General features: G+C 64.7%; 12 protein-coding genes. 6 read left to right on the forward strand and 6 right to left on the reverse strand.

Annotation, left to right across the window (positions count from 1 at the left end; genetic code table 11):
- Nucleotides 1-203 precede the first annotated feature (203 nt).
- Both IVB07_RS04555 and IVB07_RS04560 read left to right on the forward strand, forming a co-directional pair.
- Nucleotides 204-1,205, forward strand: coding sequence for an SPFH domain-containing protein (locus tag IVB07_RS04555; protein ID WP_007615156.1), 1,002 nt, complete (start codon nt 204-206; stop codon nt 1,203-1,205).
- A 70-nt stretch (nt 1,206-1,275) separates the two neighbouring features.
- Nucleotides 1,276-1,722 carry an NfeD family protein gene (locus IVB07_RS04560; RefSeq protein WP_007597152.1) on the forward strand — a complete coding sequence of 149 codons (447 nt, stop codon included), beginning with the start codon at nt 1,276-1,278 and terminating at the stop codon, nt 1,720-1,722.
- Nucleotides 1,723-1,834: 112 nt separating this feature from the next.
- Here the strand turns inward: IVB07_RS04560 and IVB07_RS04565 are convergent, their stop codons facing one another.
- Nucleotides 1,835-2,173: a helix-turn-helix domain-containing protein gene (locus IVB07_RS04565; protein WP_204512442.1), complete on the reverse strand. Its 339-nt coding sequence runs from the start codon at nt 2,171-2,173 to the stop codon at nt 1,835-1,837.
- Between the two features lie 72 nt (nt 2,174-2,245).
- Between IVB07_RS04565 and IVB07_RS04570 the strand changes: the two genes are divergently transcribed.
- Nucleotides 2,246-2,803 (forward strand): carboxymuconolactone decarboxylase family protein, encoded by a 558-nt coding sequence (locus tag IVB07_RS04570; RefSeq protein ID WP_018453330.1) that lies wholly within the window; start codon nt 2,246-2,248, stop codon nt 2,801-2,803.
- Between the two features lie 95 nt (nt 2,804-2,898).
- On the opposite strand, the gene IVB07_RS04575 is transcribed toward IVB07_RS04570, so the two are convergent.
- The gene (locus IVB07_RS04575; RefSeq protein WP_166520846.1) at nt 2,899-3,906 is read right to left on the reverse strand and encodes a KpsF/GutQ family sugar-phosphate isomerase; all 1,008 of its coding nucleotides are present in this window, start codon (nt 3,904-3,906) and stop codon (nt 2,899-2,901) included.
- A 190-nt stretch (nt 3,907-4,096) separates the two neighbouring features.
- On the opposite strand from IVB07_RS04575, the gene IVB07_RS04580 reads away from it, so the two are divergent.
- Both IVB07_RS04580 and IVB07_RS04585 read left to right on the forward strand, forming a co-directional pair.
- Nucleotides 4,097-5,866: an outer membrane beta-barrel protein gene (locus IVB07_RS04580; protein WP_247299314.1), complete on the forward strand. Its 1,770-nt coding sequence runs from the start codon at nt 4,097-4,099 to the stop codon at nt 5,864-5,866.
- 12 nt (nt 5,867-5,878) lie between these two features.
- Nucleotides 5,879-6,145 carry a hypothetical protein gene (locus IVB07_RS04585; RefSeq protein ID WP_018453333.1) on the forward strand — a complete coding sequence of 89 codons (267 nt, stop codon included), beginning with the start codon at nt 5,879-5,881 and terminating at the stop codon, nt 6,143-6,145.
- A 161-nt stretch (nt 6,146-6,306) separates the two neighbouring features.
- Here IVB07_RS04585 and IVB07_RS04590 read toward each other — a convergent pair whose 3' ends face one another.
- Complete coding sequence (locus IVB07_RS04590; RefSeq protein WP_018453334.1) at nt 6,307-7,758, reverse strand: glutamate synthase subunit beta; 1,452 nt, start codon at nt 7,756-7,758, stop codon at nt 6,307-6,309.
- A 148-nt stretch (nt 7,759-7,906) separates the two neighbouring features.
- Nucleotides 7,907-12,640, reverse strand: a complete 4,734-nt coding sequence (gene gltB, locus IVB07_RS04595; RefSeq protein ID WP_026232514.1) for a glutamate synthase large subunit — start codon at nt 12,638-12,640, stop codon at nt 7,907-7,909.
- Nucleotides 12,641-13,132: 492 nt separating this feature from the next.
- Between gltB and IVB07_RS04600 the strand changes: the two genes are divergently transcribed.
- Complete coding sequence (locus IVB07_RS04600) at nt 13,133-13,882, forward strand: hypothetical protein (protein ID WP_018453336.1); 750 nt, start codon at nt 13,133-13,135, stop codon at nt 13,880-13,882.
- Between the two features lie 241 nt (nt 13,883-14,123).
- Here IVB07_RS04600 and IVB07_RS04605 read toward each other — a convergent pair whose 3' ends face one another.
- The gene (locus IVB07_RS04605; RefSeq protein ID WP_018453337.1) at nt 14,124-14,894 is read right to left on the reverse strand and encodes an alpha/beta hydrolase; all 771 of its coding nucleotides are present in this window, start codon (nt 14,892-14,894) and stop codon (nt 14,124-14,126) included.
- Nucleotides 14,895-15,210: 316 nt separating this feature from the next.
- Nucleotides 15,211-15,672: an Hsp20 family protein gene (locus IVB07_RS04610; protein WP_026232515.1), complete on the reverse strand. Its 462-nt coding sequence runs from the start codon at nt 15,670-15,672 to the stop codon at nt 15,211-15,213.
- Nucleotides 15,673-15,716 lie beyond the last annotated feature (44 nt).

The raw sequence follows: 15,716 nt of genomic DNA on the forward strand, positions 1-15,716 counted from the left end.
CGCAAATACATAATCGCGACCATTCCCTCTCCCGGTGTCTTGTGTAGAATCCTACCGATGCCGAAATCAGGCACGACCGCTGAGCCTTGAATCCTTCTGAACTCTTTACTGAATACTTTACTGAACCCTTGGGGTCGTGATCCCGACCAATGACAGCGCGGAAAAGGCCTTTTCCCGCCAATCTTTTCCGCCTTGGAGGAAATATGAGCGGTTTCGACATTTTCGCGATTGTTCTGGTCTTGCTCGTCATCGTCACGCTGGTGGCCGGCGTGAAGACGGTGCCGCAGGGCTATGACTGGACCATCGAGCGGTTCGGCAAATACACCCAGACGCTGAGCCCCGGGCTCAATCTGATCGTGCCCTATTTCGATCGCGTCGGACGCAAGATCAACATGATGGAGCAGGTGATCGACATTCCCGAGCAGGAGGTGATCACCAAGGACAACGCCACCGTGACGGTCGACGGCGTCGCCTTCTTTCAGGTGTTCGATGCCGCCAAGGCGAGCTACGAGGTCTCTAACCTGACCCAAGCCGTCACCGTGCTGACCATGACCAACATCCGTTCGGTGATGGGCTCGATGGATCTCGACCAGGTGTTGTCGCACCGCGACGAAATCAACGAGCGCCTGCTGCGTGTAGTCGATGCCGCCGTCTCGCCCTGGGGCCTCAAGGTCAATCGTATCGAGATCAAGGACATTGTGCCGCCGGCGGACCTCGTCGAAGCCATGGGCCGACAGATGAAGGCCGAGCGCGTCAAACGCGCCGACATCCTTCAGGCCGAAGGTGCACGCCAGTCCGAGATCCTGCGCGCAGAGGGTGCCAAGCAGGGCCAGATCCTCCAGGCGGAAGGTCGCCGCGAGGCCGCCTTCCGCGACGCCGAAGCACGCGAGCGGTCGGCGGAAGCTGAGGCCAAGGCGACGCAGATGGTCAGTGAAGCCATTGCCAAGGGCGACGTCGCGGCGCTGAACTACTTTATCGCCGACAAATATATCAAGGCGTTCGGGCAGTTTGCGGACTCGCCGAACCAGAAGATCATCATGCTGCCGATCGAGGCCACCAGCATGCTCGGCTCGCTCGCCGGCATCGGCGAGATCGCCAAGGCGACGTTCGGCGAGAGTGCTGCATCCGCCGCTGCCGCCGCTCGTCGCGGTTCGGTGCCGACGACTGGGAGCACGCCCCCGGCGGTGCCGCCGCGGCAGGGGTAAAGCGCATGCCCCGGAAAAGTGGACACCGGTTTTCCGACAAGGGCATGCGCCATTTCAAAGAGGTCGTGTCATGACCGACATGTTCGTATCGCTCGGCACCTGGAACTGGCTGATCTTCGGCTTCATCCTGATGGCGCTGGAGGTGCTGGCGCCGGGAGTCTTCCTGTTCTGGCTCGGGCTCGCCGCGCTGCTGGTCGGGCTGATCTCGTTCGGAGTGGCGATATCCTGGCAGATCCAGCTCGTGATGTTCGCGATCTTCGCCGCCGCCGCCGTGCCGGTTTGGCGTCGGCTCGCCCGGCCGAAGCCGGATGCAATTGCCGCCAGCCCCTTCCTCAACAAGCGCGCGGATGCGCTGCTCGGCCGCGAGTTCACGCTGGAGAAGCCGATCGTCGACGGCAACGGCACCATGCGCATCGGCGACACCGTCTGGCGCGTCGCAGGTCCCGATACGCCGGCGGGCACGCGTGTGAAGGTGGTGCAAGTGGACGGCGCGAATCTGACGGTGGCGGCGGCTTAGTCCACCGTCATTGCGAGCGCAGCGAAGCAATCCAGACTGCTGCCGGTGGAAAGATTCTGGATTGCTTCGCTTCGCTCGCAATGACGAGCTAGTCGGGACGGCATCGCCAGACTTACGCGCCGCTCTTGCTGCGCCACCGCTCCGCAAACCTATGCAGCGGCATGAACGTCTCGCACAAGTCCCGCCCGAGCGCCGTCAGCGCGTAACCGCCGGCTTCGCCGAGCTCCACGAACCCGGCCTCGCGCAAATCGTCCAGCCGCGCCTGCAGCACCGTCGGCGAGGCCTCGTCGCAGGCGGTGCGCAATGCGCGCGAGGTGAGGGGGGCGTCGCGCAGCTCCCACAGGATTCGCAGGCTCCAGCGTCGTCCGAGGAGGTCGAGCAGCACCATGATCGGCCGCCCGCTGCGCGGGCCACGGACGCCGCGCGATCTCGAAGTGGTCTGTTTCGCCATCGTCGCCCCCTTGCGCGGTGCTACAAATAGTGTAGCTTCATGCTACGTTAAATGTAGCAAGAGAGGCGGCCAATGTCCCCGGTCACAGCGCGCATTGCCCCGCTCACCCCGCCTTATCCCCCGGAGATCCAGGCCCAGTTCGACCGCATCATGCGCGGCGCGCCGCCACTGCTGCTGTTCCGGGTCATGGCGGGCCACACCCGCGCCTGGGACAAGTTTCGCGCCGGCGGCTTGCTCGATCCCGGACCGCTGTCGCTGCGCCAGCGCGAGATCGTGATCGACCGCACCTGCGCGCTGAACAAATGCGAATATGAATGGGGCGTGCATGTCGCGGTCTTTGCCGGGCCGGCGAAACTCACCGAGGAGGAAGTGCGCGCCACCGTGCAGGGTGATGCGGCGTCGTCGTGCTGGTCCCCGGCCGAGCAGACGCTGATCGCCGCCGTCGACGCGCTGCATCACAGCGCGACGTTTGACGACGCTGAGTTCGCTGCGCTGTCGGCGCATTACGACGAGGCGCAGATCCTGGAGATCATGCTGCTGTGCGGCTTCTACCGCACGGTCTCGTATCTGGCGAACGGACTGCGGTTGCCGCTGGAGGAGACGGCGGCAAGATTTCCTGCGCCGCTCTAGCCGCCGTCGTTGCGAGCGTAGCGAAGCAATCCAGAGTCTTTCCGCGGTGGCACTCTGGATGTTTCGCTGCGCTCGCAATGACGGTGAGTGGCTCCCTACGCCACGCCTGCCCGCAGCAGATCGTGCAGGTGCACGATGCCCACCACCTTGTCCGCCTCGGTCACGACCAGCGTCGTGATCTTGCGGGTGTTGAGCACCTCGATCATCTCGGTGGCCAGCATCGAGGGCGGTACGGTTTTCGGCTGCCTGGTCATGACGTCGTCGACCGACGCCGTCAGCAGGTCGGGCCGCATGTGGCGGCGCAGATCGCCGTCGGTGATGATGCCGAGAGCCTCGTTCGCCTCGTTGACGATGCAGACGCACCCCAAACCCTTGGCGGACATCTCCATCACCGCGTCCGACATCTTGGTGCCGAGCGGCTTGACCGGGATTTCCGCACCGGTGCGCATGTAGTCGCGGACGAATTTCAGCATCGCCCCTAACTTGCCGCCGGGGTGGAAATGCGCGAACTCCAGCGCGGTGAAGCCGCGGCCTTCGAGCAGCGCGATCGCAAGCGCATCGCCTATCGCGGCCTGCATCAGGGTCGAGGTGGTCGGCGCCAGATTGTGCGGGCAGGCCTCGCGCGCCTTCGGCAGCTCGATCACGACGTCGGCCGCTTGTCCCAGCGAGGATGCCGCGTTCGACGTCACCGCGATCATCGGGATTGCGAATCTTGCGGAATAGTTCACGAGAGTCTTCATCTCCGGCTGCTCGCCGGACCAGGACAGCGCCATGATGACGTCGTCGGTGGTAATCATGCCGAGGTCGCCATGGGCGGCTTCGGCGGTGTGCACGAAGAAGGCGGGCGTGCCGGTCGAGGCCAACGTTGCCGCGATCTTGCGGCCCATATGGCCCGACTTGCCGAGCCCGGTGACGATGACGCGGCCCTTCGCGTTGCGGATCAGATCGACCGCCTGGGCGAAGCTCGCGCCAAGCGGGCCGCGCAGGGCGGCGGCGAGCGCGTTGATACCGCCGCTCTCCGTTTCCAGCGTGCGGAGTGCGGATTCGACGCTGTCGGGAATGGGGCCGGATGATTGGGTCATCAGCGGTTTCGAACTCGGCATGTTCTGGTCCAGGAGGAGGGGCCTTCGCCCGTTGGCGCCTGCTTAACACGCCGCGGCCTTCGAGGCGACGAGCCCGACCCGACCCTCAACCGGTCGTTAACCATAATTGTTTTAACTCCATTAACGATAGTTCCCGCCGATCGGTGGGGACAATCGCGAAAGTGTTTGATTTCGTTGGAGTTCTTCCATCGTGGGGTCGTCTCCAGGCACGAGCCGGAGCAAACGCGCGCATTTCCTGCGCGCGGCTTTGCCGTGCTTTGCGCTGACGGTCCTCGGAAGCGCCCCCGTGGCCGCCCAGAGCCTCACCCCCGACCTGTTCAGTCCCAACCGCGGTGGCTTCGCTTCGCCCGACACGCTGCCGACGCGCCGCACCGCGGGCGTTCCGCAGGCACCGTCGGATGCGCTGCCGGCGCTGCCCGATCCCAACTCCGACTTTCGCAAGCGCCAGCAGACGCCGGCGCGCCCATGGCAGAACCCGACGAACCAAAACGCGACCAGCCAGGTCCCGACCTATGGCCTGCCGGCCGCCAACGGTGCGAGCAGCTCCGGCTACGACTCGCTGAACCGCAAGCGGCAGCAGCCGAAGTTCTATCCGGGTCAGCCCAAGCCGAAGCGCCCTGCTGGTCCCGGCTCGCGGGCGCCGACCACTACGCCGCCGCCATCCACGCTCGGTTCGCCGAAGATCGCGCCGCCCCCGTCCGCCTCCGCCAACAAGGCGCCCGTGCCGGCGGCGATGGCGGGCACCGTGCCCGGCCAGCCGCTACGCCGCCGCCTCAAGGCCGATGACGATGCGTTCGGCGCGGTCGGCGACTATGCCGGCAGTTTCCTGATCAAGGGCGGGCTCGAGCTCTCCACCGGTTACGACACCAATCCGGCGCGTCTGAACAAGCCGGTCGGCTCGCCGGCCTATGTGGTTGCACCCGATCTCCTCGTGGCGTCCGATTGGGAGCGCCACGCGCTGGTCGCGGATCTGCGCGGCTCGTTCTCGGGCTACACCAACAACATGCCGGCGACGATCGACGGCTTTGCCTCGCCTTCGCCGGTCGAGGTCGACCGCCCCGACTTCAACGGCCATGTCGACGGCCGCCTCGACGTCAATCGCGATCTCAAGCTGACCACGCAGCTGCGCCTGCGGCTCGCCACCGACAATCCCGGCAGCCCGAACGTGCAGGCCGGCCTGCAAAAATATCCTGTTTATGCCGCCTATGGCACGACCGTCGGCTTCGACCAGAGCTTCAACCGCTTCCAGATCGCGGCCGGCGCCACTGTCGATCGCACCGCCTACACCAACTCAAAACTGACCGACGGCTCGACCTTCAGCAACGACGATCGCGACTTCAACCAGTATGGCGGCGTCGGACGCTTCTCCTACGATCTCAAGCCGGGGCTGAAGCCATTCGTCGAGATCCAGGGCGACACCCGCGTCCATGACCTGGCCGCCGACCGCAACGGCTATTTCCGCGATTCGAACGGCGGCTACGCCAAGGTCGGCACGTCCTTCGAGTTCTCGCGGATCCTCATCGGCGAGGTCTCGGTCGGCTATTCCGCGCGCAACTATGTCGACCCGCGCCTGAGCCAGCTCGCGGGCTTCCTGACCTCGGGCTCGCTGATCTGGAGTGCAAGCGGCCTCACCACGGTGAAATTCGCCACCGACACCCAGATCGCCGAGACCACCGTCCCCGGCTCCTCCGGCGTGCTGGTGCACACCTACGGGGTCGAAGTCGATCACGATTTCCGCCGCTGGCTTACGGCAGTGGGCAAATTCACCTACGGCACCTACGACTATCAGGGCCAGAATCGTAACGACAAGACCTACTCGTTCGAAAGCAATCTGATCTACAAGCTCAACCGCAACATCTGGATCAAGGGCACGCTCCGCCACGACATCCTGGATTCGAACCAGCCGGGGTCAAGCTCGCAGGCGACGGTGGTGATGGTCGGGGTGAGGTTGCAGAATTAGAGGGGAGGCCCCGTGGCGGCTCGGATTACTTTGGACATCAACTCGGCTGGAGTATTCGAGCTATGGCTCAATCCCGAAGGCCGAGACCTTCTCGTCAAGGAACTGCTCGCCCTGAGCGAGACCAACGACCACTTTCACCTGATGCCCAGTGAAGTAGCCTCGGACGTCGAAGTTTCGGCGCGTCCCTATCGGCCGAACGACAAGCTTCTCGAATACGGTAAGGTGCTGTTCCGGCTTGACGAGTGGGACGCACAGCACTTTCCGCACGTCTTGGGCTAAGGCCCCGTCGCTCTCGCCATCTACTCCGCCGTCATGCCCCGCGAAGGCGGGGCATCCAGTACGCCGCGGCTTCTCGGTAAATCACAACTGTTTCGGAATACTGGATCGCCCGCTTTCGCGGGCGATGACACCGTTTGTAAATCTGACAGCGAGCCAAGCAACTACCGCGGCAGATCCGTCTTCCCCATCAGGAACGTATCGATCGACCGGGCACACAGCCGGCCCTCGCGGATGGCCCAGACCACCAGCGACTGGCCGCGGCGCATGTCGCCGGCGGTGAACACGTTGGGGCGTGAGGTCTGATAGTCCAGCGTGTTGGCCTTGACGTTGCCGCGGGGGTCGAGCTCGACCGAGAGCATCTTGAGCAGGCCCTCGTGCACGGGATGGACGAAGCCCATCGCGAGCAGGACGAGGTCGGCGTCGAGTTCGAACTCGGTGCCGGCGATCGGCTTGAACTTGTCGTCGACGCGCACGCAGTGCAGCTTCTTGACCTTGCCGTTCTCGCCGGTGAACTTCTGCGTCAGCACGGCGAATTCGCGGATCGCGCCTTCGGCCTGGCTGGAGGACGTCCGCATCTTCAGCGGCCAGTTCGGCCAGGTGAGGCCCTTGTTCTCGTGCTCCGGCGGGGCGGGCATGATCTCGAGCTGGGTCACGGAGAGCGCGCCCTGGCGCAGCGAGGTGCCGATGCAATCGGATCCGGTGTCGCCGCCGCCGATGACGACGACATGCTTGCCACCGGCCAAAATCTCCTGGACGCCGTTCAACGGTTCCTCCGACACGCGGCGGTTCTGTTGCGGCAGAAAGTCCATGGCATAGTGGATGCCGGCAAGGTCGCGGCCGGGAATCGGGAGGTCGCGCGGGGCTTCGGCGCCGCCGGTCAGCGCCACGGCATCGTACTCGTTGAGCATCTCGCGTGGGTCGACATTGCCGTCGGCGCCGACATGGCTGTTGTAATGGAAGGTGACGCCTTCGCCTTCCATCTGCGCGACGCGGCGGTCGATGATGCCCTTCTCCATCTTGAAGTCGGGGATGCCGTAGCGCAGCAGGCCGCCGGCCTTGGCGAACTTCTCGAACAGATGCACGTCGTGGCCGGCGCGCGCGAGCTGCTGCGCGCAGGCCATGCCGGCCGGACCGGAGCCGATCACCGCGACCTTCTTGCCGGTCTTATGGGCGGCGATTTCGGGCTTCAGCCAGCCATTGTCCCAGGCGCGATCGACGATCGCGCATTCGATGGTCTTGATGGTGACGGGGTTGTCGTCGATGTTGAGCGTGCAGGACGCCTCACACGGCGCCGGGCAGATGCGCCCCGTGAACTCCGGGAAATTGTTGGTCGAGTGCAGATTGCGCGAGGCTTCTTCCCAGTTGCCCTGATAGACGAGGTCGTTCCAGTCCGGGATCTGGTTGTTGACCGGGCAGCCGGGCGTGCCGGGCGAGACCGAGCCGGTGCCGTGGCAATAGGGAATGCCGCAATTCATGCAGCGCGCGGCCTGGTCGCGCGTTTCCTTCTCGGAGAGGGGAACGACGAACTCGTGGAAATGCTTCACGCGCTCGGCGACCGGGGTGTACTTGCGGTCATGCCGTTCGATTTCGAGAAAACCCGTGATCTTGCCCATTAAACCCGAAGTCCCTGCCGCTTAAATTCGTTGTGTTTCTCTCTCGTCGTCATTGCGAGGAGCGTGAGCTTCGAAGCAATCCAGTCTGCATCCGAGGAGAAAGTCTGGATTGCTTCGCTACGCTCGCAATGACGGGCGCTGATATTTCTTACGCCCCGATCGCGATTTTCGGCTCGGCGTCCGCGTTGGCGGCCATCTCGCGCAGCGCGCGCCGGTATTCGACCGGCATCACCTTGCGGAATTTTGGCAGCCAGTCCTTCCAGTTGGCCAGGATGTCGGCGGCGCGCCTGGAGCCTGTCGCCTTCGCATGGCGCGTGATCAGGACGTGCAGCCGCTCGACGTCGGAGGCGAGCAGGTCCTTGAACACGTCGACCCGGCCGTGCGCTTCGAGGTCACCGGAGTGGTGATAGGTGCCGGCGTTGATCAGCTCTTCCGACAGCACCGGCTCGAGCTCGACCATCGCCATGTTGCACAGCCTGTCGAAGTCGCCGGTCTCGTCCAGCACATAGGCGATGCCGCCGGACATGCCGGCCGCGAAGTTGCGTCCGGTCTTGCCGAGCACGACCACGATGCCGCCGGTCATGTATTCGCAGCAATGGTCGCCGGCGCCCTCGACCACCGCCACGGCGCCGGAATTGCGCACGGCAAAACGCTCGCCGGCGATGCCTCGGAAGTAGCACTCGCCTTGAATGGCGCCGTACATCACGGTGTTGCCGACGATGATGCTCTCTTCCGGCACGATGCCGCTGTTGGCCGGCGGCTTGACGATGATCTTGCCGCCCGAGAGGCCCTTGCCGACATAGTCGTTGGCTTCGCCTTCGAGCTCGAAGGTGACGCCTTGCGCCAGCCAGGCGCCGAAGGCCTGGCCGGCGGTGCCCTTGAGGCTGACATGGATGGTCTCATGCGGCAGGCCGGCATGGCCGTAGATCTTGGCGACCGCACCCGACAGCATCGCGCCCGCGGAGCGGTTGGTGCTGTTGATCTTGGCCTCGATCTTCACCGGCGCACCGCGGTCGAGCGCAGGCGTCGCCTGCTCGATCAGCGTGCGGTCGAGCACCGCTTCCAGATGATGGTTCTGGCGCTCGGAGTGATAGATCTTCTGGCCCTTCTCTTCCTTCTGCTTGACGAAGAGCTTGGAGAAATCGAGCCCCTTGGCCTTCCAGTGCGCGACCAGCTTGGTCTGGTCGAGCAGCTGCACCTGGCCGATCATCTCGTTGAAGCTGCGGAAGCCGAGCGAGGCCATGATCTCGCGGACCTCCTCGGCGACGAAGAAGAAGTAGTTGATCACATGCTCGGGCTGGCCGGTGAAGCGCTTGCGCAGGACGGGGTCCTGGGTCGCGACGCCGACCGGGCAGGTGTTGAGATGGCACTTGCGCATCATGATGCAGCCGGCCGCGATCAGGGGCGCGGTGGCGAAGCCGAACTCGTCGGCGCCGAGCAGCGCGCCGATCACGACGTCGCGGCCGGTGCGGAAACCGCCGTCGACCTGGACCACGATGCGGCTGCGCAGCCGCTCGCGCACCAGCGTCTGGTGGGTTTCGGCGAGGCCGATCTCCCACGGCGAGCCGGCGTGCTTGATCGAGGTCAGCGGCGAAGCGCCGGTGCCGCCCTCGAAGCCCGCGATGGTGACATGGTCGGCGCGCGCCTTGGCGACGCCCGCGGCTACGGTTCCGACGCCGATCTCCGAGACGAGCTTGACCGAGACCGCGCCGTCCGGGTTGACGTTCTTGAGGTCGTAGATGAGCTGCGCCAGATCCTCGATCGAGTAGATGTCGTGGTGCGGTGGCGGCGAGATCAGGCCGACGCCCGGCGTCGAATGCCGGACCTTTGCGATGGTGGCATCGACCTTGTGGCCGGGCAACTGGCCGCCTTCGCCGGGTTTTGCACCCTGCGCCATCTTGATCTGCATCATGTCGGAGTTGACGAGATACTCCGTGGTGACGCCGAAGCGGCCCGAGGCGACCTGCTTGATTGCCGAGCGCATGCTGTCACCGTTCGGCATCGGCTTGAAGCGGTCGGCTTCCTCGCCGCCTTCGCCGGTGTTCGACTTGCCGCCGATCCGGTTCATGGCGATCGCGAGCGTGGTGTGCGCCTCGCGCGAGATCGAGCCGAAGCTCATCGCGCCGGTGGCGAAACGCTTGACGATGTCCTTGGCCGGCTCGACCTGGTCGAGCGGTACCGGCTTGCGCTTCTCTTCGTCCGCATTCTTGATCCGGAACAGGCCGCGCAGCGTCAGGAGACGCTCCGACTGCTCGTTGAGGATCTTCGCGAAGGCGCGGTAGCGTTCCAGCGAATTGCCGCGCGCGGCGTGCTGGAGCAGCCCCACCGACTCGGCGGTCCATGCATGGTCCTCGCCGCGGCTGCGATAGGCATATTCGCCGCCGACATCGAGCGAGGTCTTGTACACGAGCGCGTCGCCGAACGCGTCGGCATGACGGCGCACCGCCTCTTCGGCGATCTCGCCAAGACCGACGCCCTCGACGCGGGTGTGCGTGCCCGCGAAGAATTTTCCGACGAATTCCGCCTTCAGGCCAATGGCGTCAAAGATCTGCGCGCCGCAATAGGACTGGTAGGTCGAGATGCCCATCTTGGACATCACCTTGAGCAGGCCCTTGCCGATCGACTTGATGTAGCGCTTGACGATCTCGTAGTCGTCGAGCGAGCCGGGCAGGCGGTCCTTCATCGCGATGATGGTCTCGAACGCCAGATACGGATTGATCGCTTCCGCGCCGTAGCCGGCGAGACAGGCGAAGTGATGCACTTCGCGCGGCTCGCCGGATTCGACGACGAGGCCGACCGAAGTGCGCAATCCGGTGCGGATCAGATGATGATGCACGGCGGCGCAGGCCAGCAGCGACGGGATCGGAACCCGGTCGGTGCCGACCATGCGGTCGGACAGGATGATGATGTTGACGCCCTCGCGCACCGCGCTCTCGGCGCGCGCGCAGAGCTCGTCCAGCACCTGGTCCATGCCGGCCGCGCCGAGGCCGGCGTGGAAGGTGGTGTCCAGCGTGCGCGACTTGAAGTGCGACTCGGCGACCTCGGAGATTGAGCGGATCTTTTCGAGGTCCGCGTCGGTCAGGATCGGCTGGCGCGCTTCGAGGCGCTTGGTAGTGGCTAGGCCTTGCAGGTCGAACAGGTTCGGCCGCGGTCCGATGATGGAGACGAGGCTCATCACCAGCTCCTCGCGGATCGGATCGATCGGCGGATTGGTGACCTGCGCAAAGTTCTGCTTGAAGTAGGTGAACAGCGGCTTGGCCTTGGCCGACAGCGCCGAGATCGGCGTGTCGTTGCCCATCGAGCCTGCGGCTTCCTCGCCGGTGGAGGCCATCGGCGTCATCAGGATGGTGATGTCTTCCTGGCTGTAGCCGAACGCCTGCTGGCGATCGAGCAGCGACAGGTTGGAGCGCACGCCGGTGGTCGGCACCTTCGGCAGCTCTTCCAGCACGATCTGGGTCCGCTCCAGCCACTCCGTGTAGGGATGGCTCCTTGCGAGCTCGGCCTTGATCTCGTCGTCGGGGATGAGGCGGCCCTGCTCGAGGTCGACCAGCAGCATCTTGCCGGGCTGCAAGCGCCACTTGGTGATGATCTGGTCCTCGGGAATCGTCAGCACGCCCATCTCGGACGCCATCACGATGCGGTCGTCCTTGGTGACGAGATAGCGCGCCGGCCGAAGGCCGTTGCGGTCCAGCGTGGCACCGATCTGGCGGCCGTCGGTGAAGGCGATCGCGGCGGGGCCGTCCCACGGCTCCATCAGGGCTGCATGATATTCGTAGAAGGCGCGGCGCTTCTCATCCATCAAGGGATTGCCGGCCCACGCCTCCGGAATCATCATCATGACGGCGTGCGGCAGCGAGTAGCCGCCCTGCACCAGGAATTCGAGTGCGTTGTCGAAGCAGGCGGTGTCCGACTGGCCTTCGTAGGAGATCGGCCAGAGCCGGTTGATGTCCTTGCCGTACAGCTCGGAGCTCACCGAGGCCTGGCGCGCCGCCATCCAGTTGACGTTGCCGCGCAGCGTGTTGATCTCGCCATTATGCGCGATCATGCGGTAGGGATGCGCCAGCGACCACGCCGGGAAGGTGTTGGTCGAGAAACGCTGGTGCACGAGCGCCAGCGCGCTCTCGAAATCCTTCTCGTGCAAATCGGGATAGTACTTGCCGAGCTGGTCGGCGAGGAACATGCCCTTGTAGATCACGGTGCGGCAGGACATCGAGCACGGATAGTAGCCGGCGAGGCCGCGGTCGCGGCGCTGATAGATCGCTTGCGAGATCGACTTGCGCAGGATGTAAAGCCGGCGCTCGAAATCGTCCTCGGTCTTGGCGGTGCCGTTGCGGCCAATGAACACCTGCATGCAGGCGGGCTCGGTCGGCTTTACGGTGACGCCGAGCGAGGAATTGTCGGTTGGCACGTCGCGCCAGCCGAGCAGCGTCAGGCCCTCTTCCTTGATCTGGTCGGCGATGATGCTCTTGATGACGTTGCGCCAGGCAGTGTCGCGCGGCATGAACAACGCGCCGATGGCGTATTCGCCCGGATTGGGCAGCACGAAGCCGAGCTCCTTCGCCTTGCGGCTGAAGAAAGCATGCGGGATCTGCACCAGAATGCCGGCGCCGTCACCGGCGCGCGGGTCGGCGCCGACGGCGCCGCGGTGCTCGAGGTTACAGAGGATGCTGAGCGCGTCCGCGACGATCTCGTGCGACTTCTGGCCCTTGATGTTGGCGATGAAGCCGACGCCGCAGGAATCTTTTTCCAGGCTCGGATCGTACAGGCCTACGGCCGGCGGCCGTGAATTGTGTTCCTGAATCGGATCGGTCGTTTTCGAGGCGACCGTCGCCGACAGTTGTTCTGCCACGATGTTTCCGCGCTCGACTTGCGACCCGTTCATGTTCTCGTCCTCTCCATGCGGCAAGCTGCCTCACCGCCATCTTCGGCGCACCTTGGGCGTCCCGCGGCACCCGCTTCTGGGTCACCGCTCGTCCGCTCGCGAGCCGCATTTTCTTAAATTCAGGCCAAGGCGTTCTTCGTCCCCGAGAACGGCTTTGCCTGTTGCCTTCTTGGCGCTCGAAAGCACCGACTTTCGTTGCAATCCCTATGCCGGAACCGCAAGCAAAATTGAGACAGTCTTCCTGTCCTAACCATCACCTTGCCAAATTTTTGTCTATCACACAAGCGCGCGCAAGTCCCGATTCCCCACATGTCAATCAATCGCTTTCCAAAAGTTGCGCGGCCCCGGTTTTGAAGCAAACGCGCCCTGATCCGGCCCTGCCGACGCCGGAATCCCCAATGAAGCTTCGGATCAACCCTTTGGAAGACCCGCCACGCCGCAAGAAGCAAAAGAGCGCGATCCATCCGGGGGCCTGACAGGAGCGTCTCGACCATGAAGTTTTTCACAGGATGTGTGGCCGCCGCCACGCTGGCGCTGGCCGCGACCGCGGCTCAAGCGCAGGTTCCAGCGCGAGGGGCGATGATCGCGGTCTCGGATTTCGACGCCCCCTATGCGCCGTCGGAGGCCGCGCCGCCGCCGCGCTACGGCTATGGCTACGAAGAACGCGGGCCGGCCCCGGTGCTGCTGCCATCGACCGAGGTCTACGCGGTGCTGCGCGAGAACGGCTTCTCTCCACTGGGCATCCCGCGCCTGCGCGGCGGCGTCTACACCATCGCGGTGATTGACCGCCGGGGGGAGGACGGCCGGCTCGTGATCGATGCCCGCGACGGAAGGATTTTGCGCTTCATGCCGGCTGCCGACGCCTACGGCATGGCACCCGGCTACGAGCAGCCTGCGGTTGCACCTTACCGCCCGCAAAGCGCGCTGCCGCCGCCGACCATGGTCCGCAGTGGTCCGCCCCGCCCTCCGGCCCCGATCCCGCATGTCGCCAGCCGTTCCGTGCCGCTGCCCAAGGCGGCTCCGCCGCGCGAGGCCCCGGGCGTCCCCGCCAAGCCGGCCGAGCCTGCGACGCCGCAGGCCCAGGTGCCGCAGGCACAACCTGTGACGCAGACCGCGGCCGCCGTGCCGTCCAAGCCCGCTGAGGTCGCACCGCAAGCCGCCGCGCCAACCGTAGGTCAGGTCAAGCCTGCCGCGACTATCCTGCCTACGCAGGAGATGCCGGCGGCACAGGGGCTGGACTAAGCGCGGGCGTTTGAGGCGATGGCCCGCATCACCCCAACGGTGTCGTCCTGGCGAAGGCCAGGACCCATACCGCGAGGTGCATCATATGAGTGACGCGGGAGTACCGAACTCCGAATCTTCGCCAAACTCCTCCCTGTGGTGATGGGTCCTGGCCTTCGCCAGGACGAGGTTGGGGAGAGAGTTAGCGCAAACAGAAGGCGTCTCAGCACTCAGGCGCCTTCTGAACCATGACGAGCGCGGCTCAGCTCCGGCCATACCCCGCCGCTTCCAGGATCAAATTCGCCACCTCCTTCGGATGCGACACCAGCGACAGATGGCCGGCGTCGAGCTCGATCGTGGTTGCGTTCATGCGCTTGGCGAGGAAGCGTTCGAGATCGGGATTGATGGTGTAGTCGTTCTTCGACACCGCGTACCAGCTCGGCTTGGAATGCCATGCCGCCTCCGTGGTGCGACCGGCGAAGATCGAGGCGGCCGTCGGCCATTGCACGGCGTAGAGCTCCTTGGCCTGCTCCGGCTTAACGCCATTGGCGAAGTACTTCAGGAAGGCGTCTTCTGACAGCTTGGTGTAGCCGTCGCGCTCGACGACGCCGGCGCGTGCCGGTCCCGCCGGAAACTGCTTCGACAGCGCGACAAAATCCTCGTTGGCATCGGGCGCACGGGCGGCGACATAGACGAGGCCGGTGACCTTCGGGTCGGTGCCGACCTGGCTGATCACGGTGCCGCCCCAGGAATGCGCGACCAGCACGGTCGGACCATCCTGTTCGGCCAGCACGCGCTTGGTCGCCTCGACGGAATCCGCAAGCGACGACAACGGATTTTGCACGGCAGTTACGTTGAGCCCTGCGGCCTGGAGGATCGGGATCACTTCCGACCAGCTTGAGCCGTCGGCCCAGGCGCCGTGCACCAGCACAACGTTCTTGGCCTTTACGGTCTGCGGCGTCTGCGCGTGAGCGAGGCTGAGAGGGGCCGCCAGCAGGCTCGCGGCGACGAAAAGGCTGCGCCAGAAAGTCATGATTGTTCTCCGTCTTGTTTTTGGGTTCGATATCCAAAAGACGATGCGCGGGGCGGCGGTGTTACGCCATTTCACCGCTCTGTGATGCGGCGCAACAGTCCAGCACGGCCGTTCAGCAATCGGTGACGTCCCGGCGACGACCGAGACCATCCTCTCTGGTAAGGTATGGCAGATCCGTCGTTCGGTATTTCTTCCGTGCACGATTGATCGATCTCGCGGCAGGATTCCCCGGCTCTCGCCGGGACGAGGAGAGCCCAACAAAAAAACGCCCCGGGGCACCGGGGCGTTTTCGCAACCTGGAAGCGGCCGACGTGATTTACGCGGCTACCGAGTTCTCGATCACCTGTGCGCCTTGCGCACCGGTGTTGATCGCGATGTGGCGGGGCTTCTTCGCTTCGGGAATCTCACGGACGAGGTCGACGTGAAGCAGCCCGTTCTCGAGCGAGGCGTTCTTCACCTGCACGAAGTCGGCAAGCTGGAAGGCGCGCTCGAAGGCACGCGCGGCGATGCCACGGTACAGCACTTCGGCCTTCGAGTTCTCGTTGGCGACTTTCTCGCCCTTAATCGTCAACGTGTTTTCCTTCGCGACGATGGAGAGCTCATCCTTGGCAAAGCCCGAAACCGCAACGGTGATGCGGTAGTCGTTCTCACCGGTACGCTCGATATTGTAGGGGGGATAACCGGGGCTGCCGTCCGAACCGGCCTGGTCGAGCAGGTTGAAGAGACGGTCGAAGCCGACGGTGGAACGGTAGAAGGGGGTCAGGTCGTAGGTACGCATGGTCAAGTCCTCCATTGAGCGACTGTTGAGTAACCCGCCCGCCA

The sequence above is a fragment of the Bradyrhizobium sp. 172 genome, assembly GCF_023101065.1.
Classification (GTDB): Bacteria; Pseudomonadota; Alphaproteobacteria; order Rhizobiales; family Xanthobacteraceae; genus Bradyrhizobium; species Bradyrhizobium canariense_D.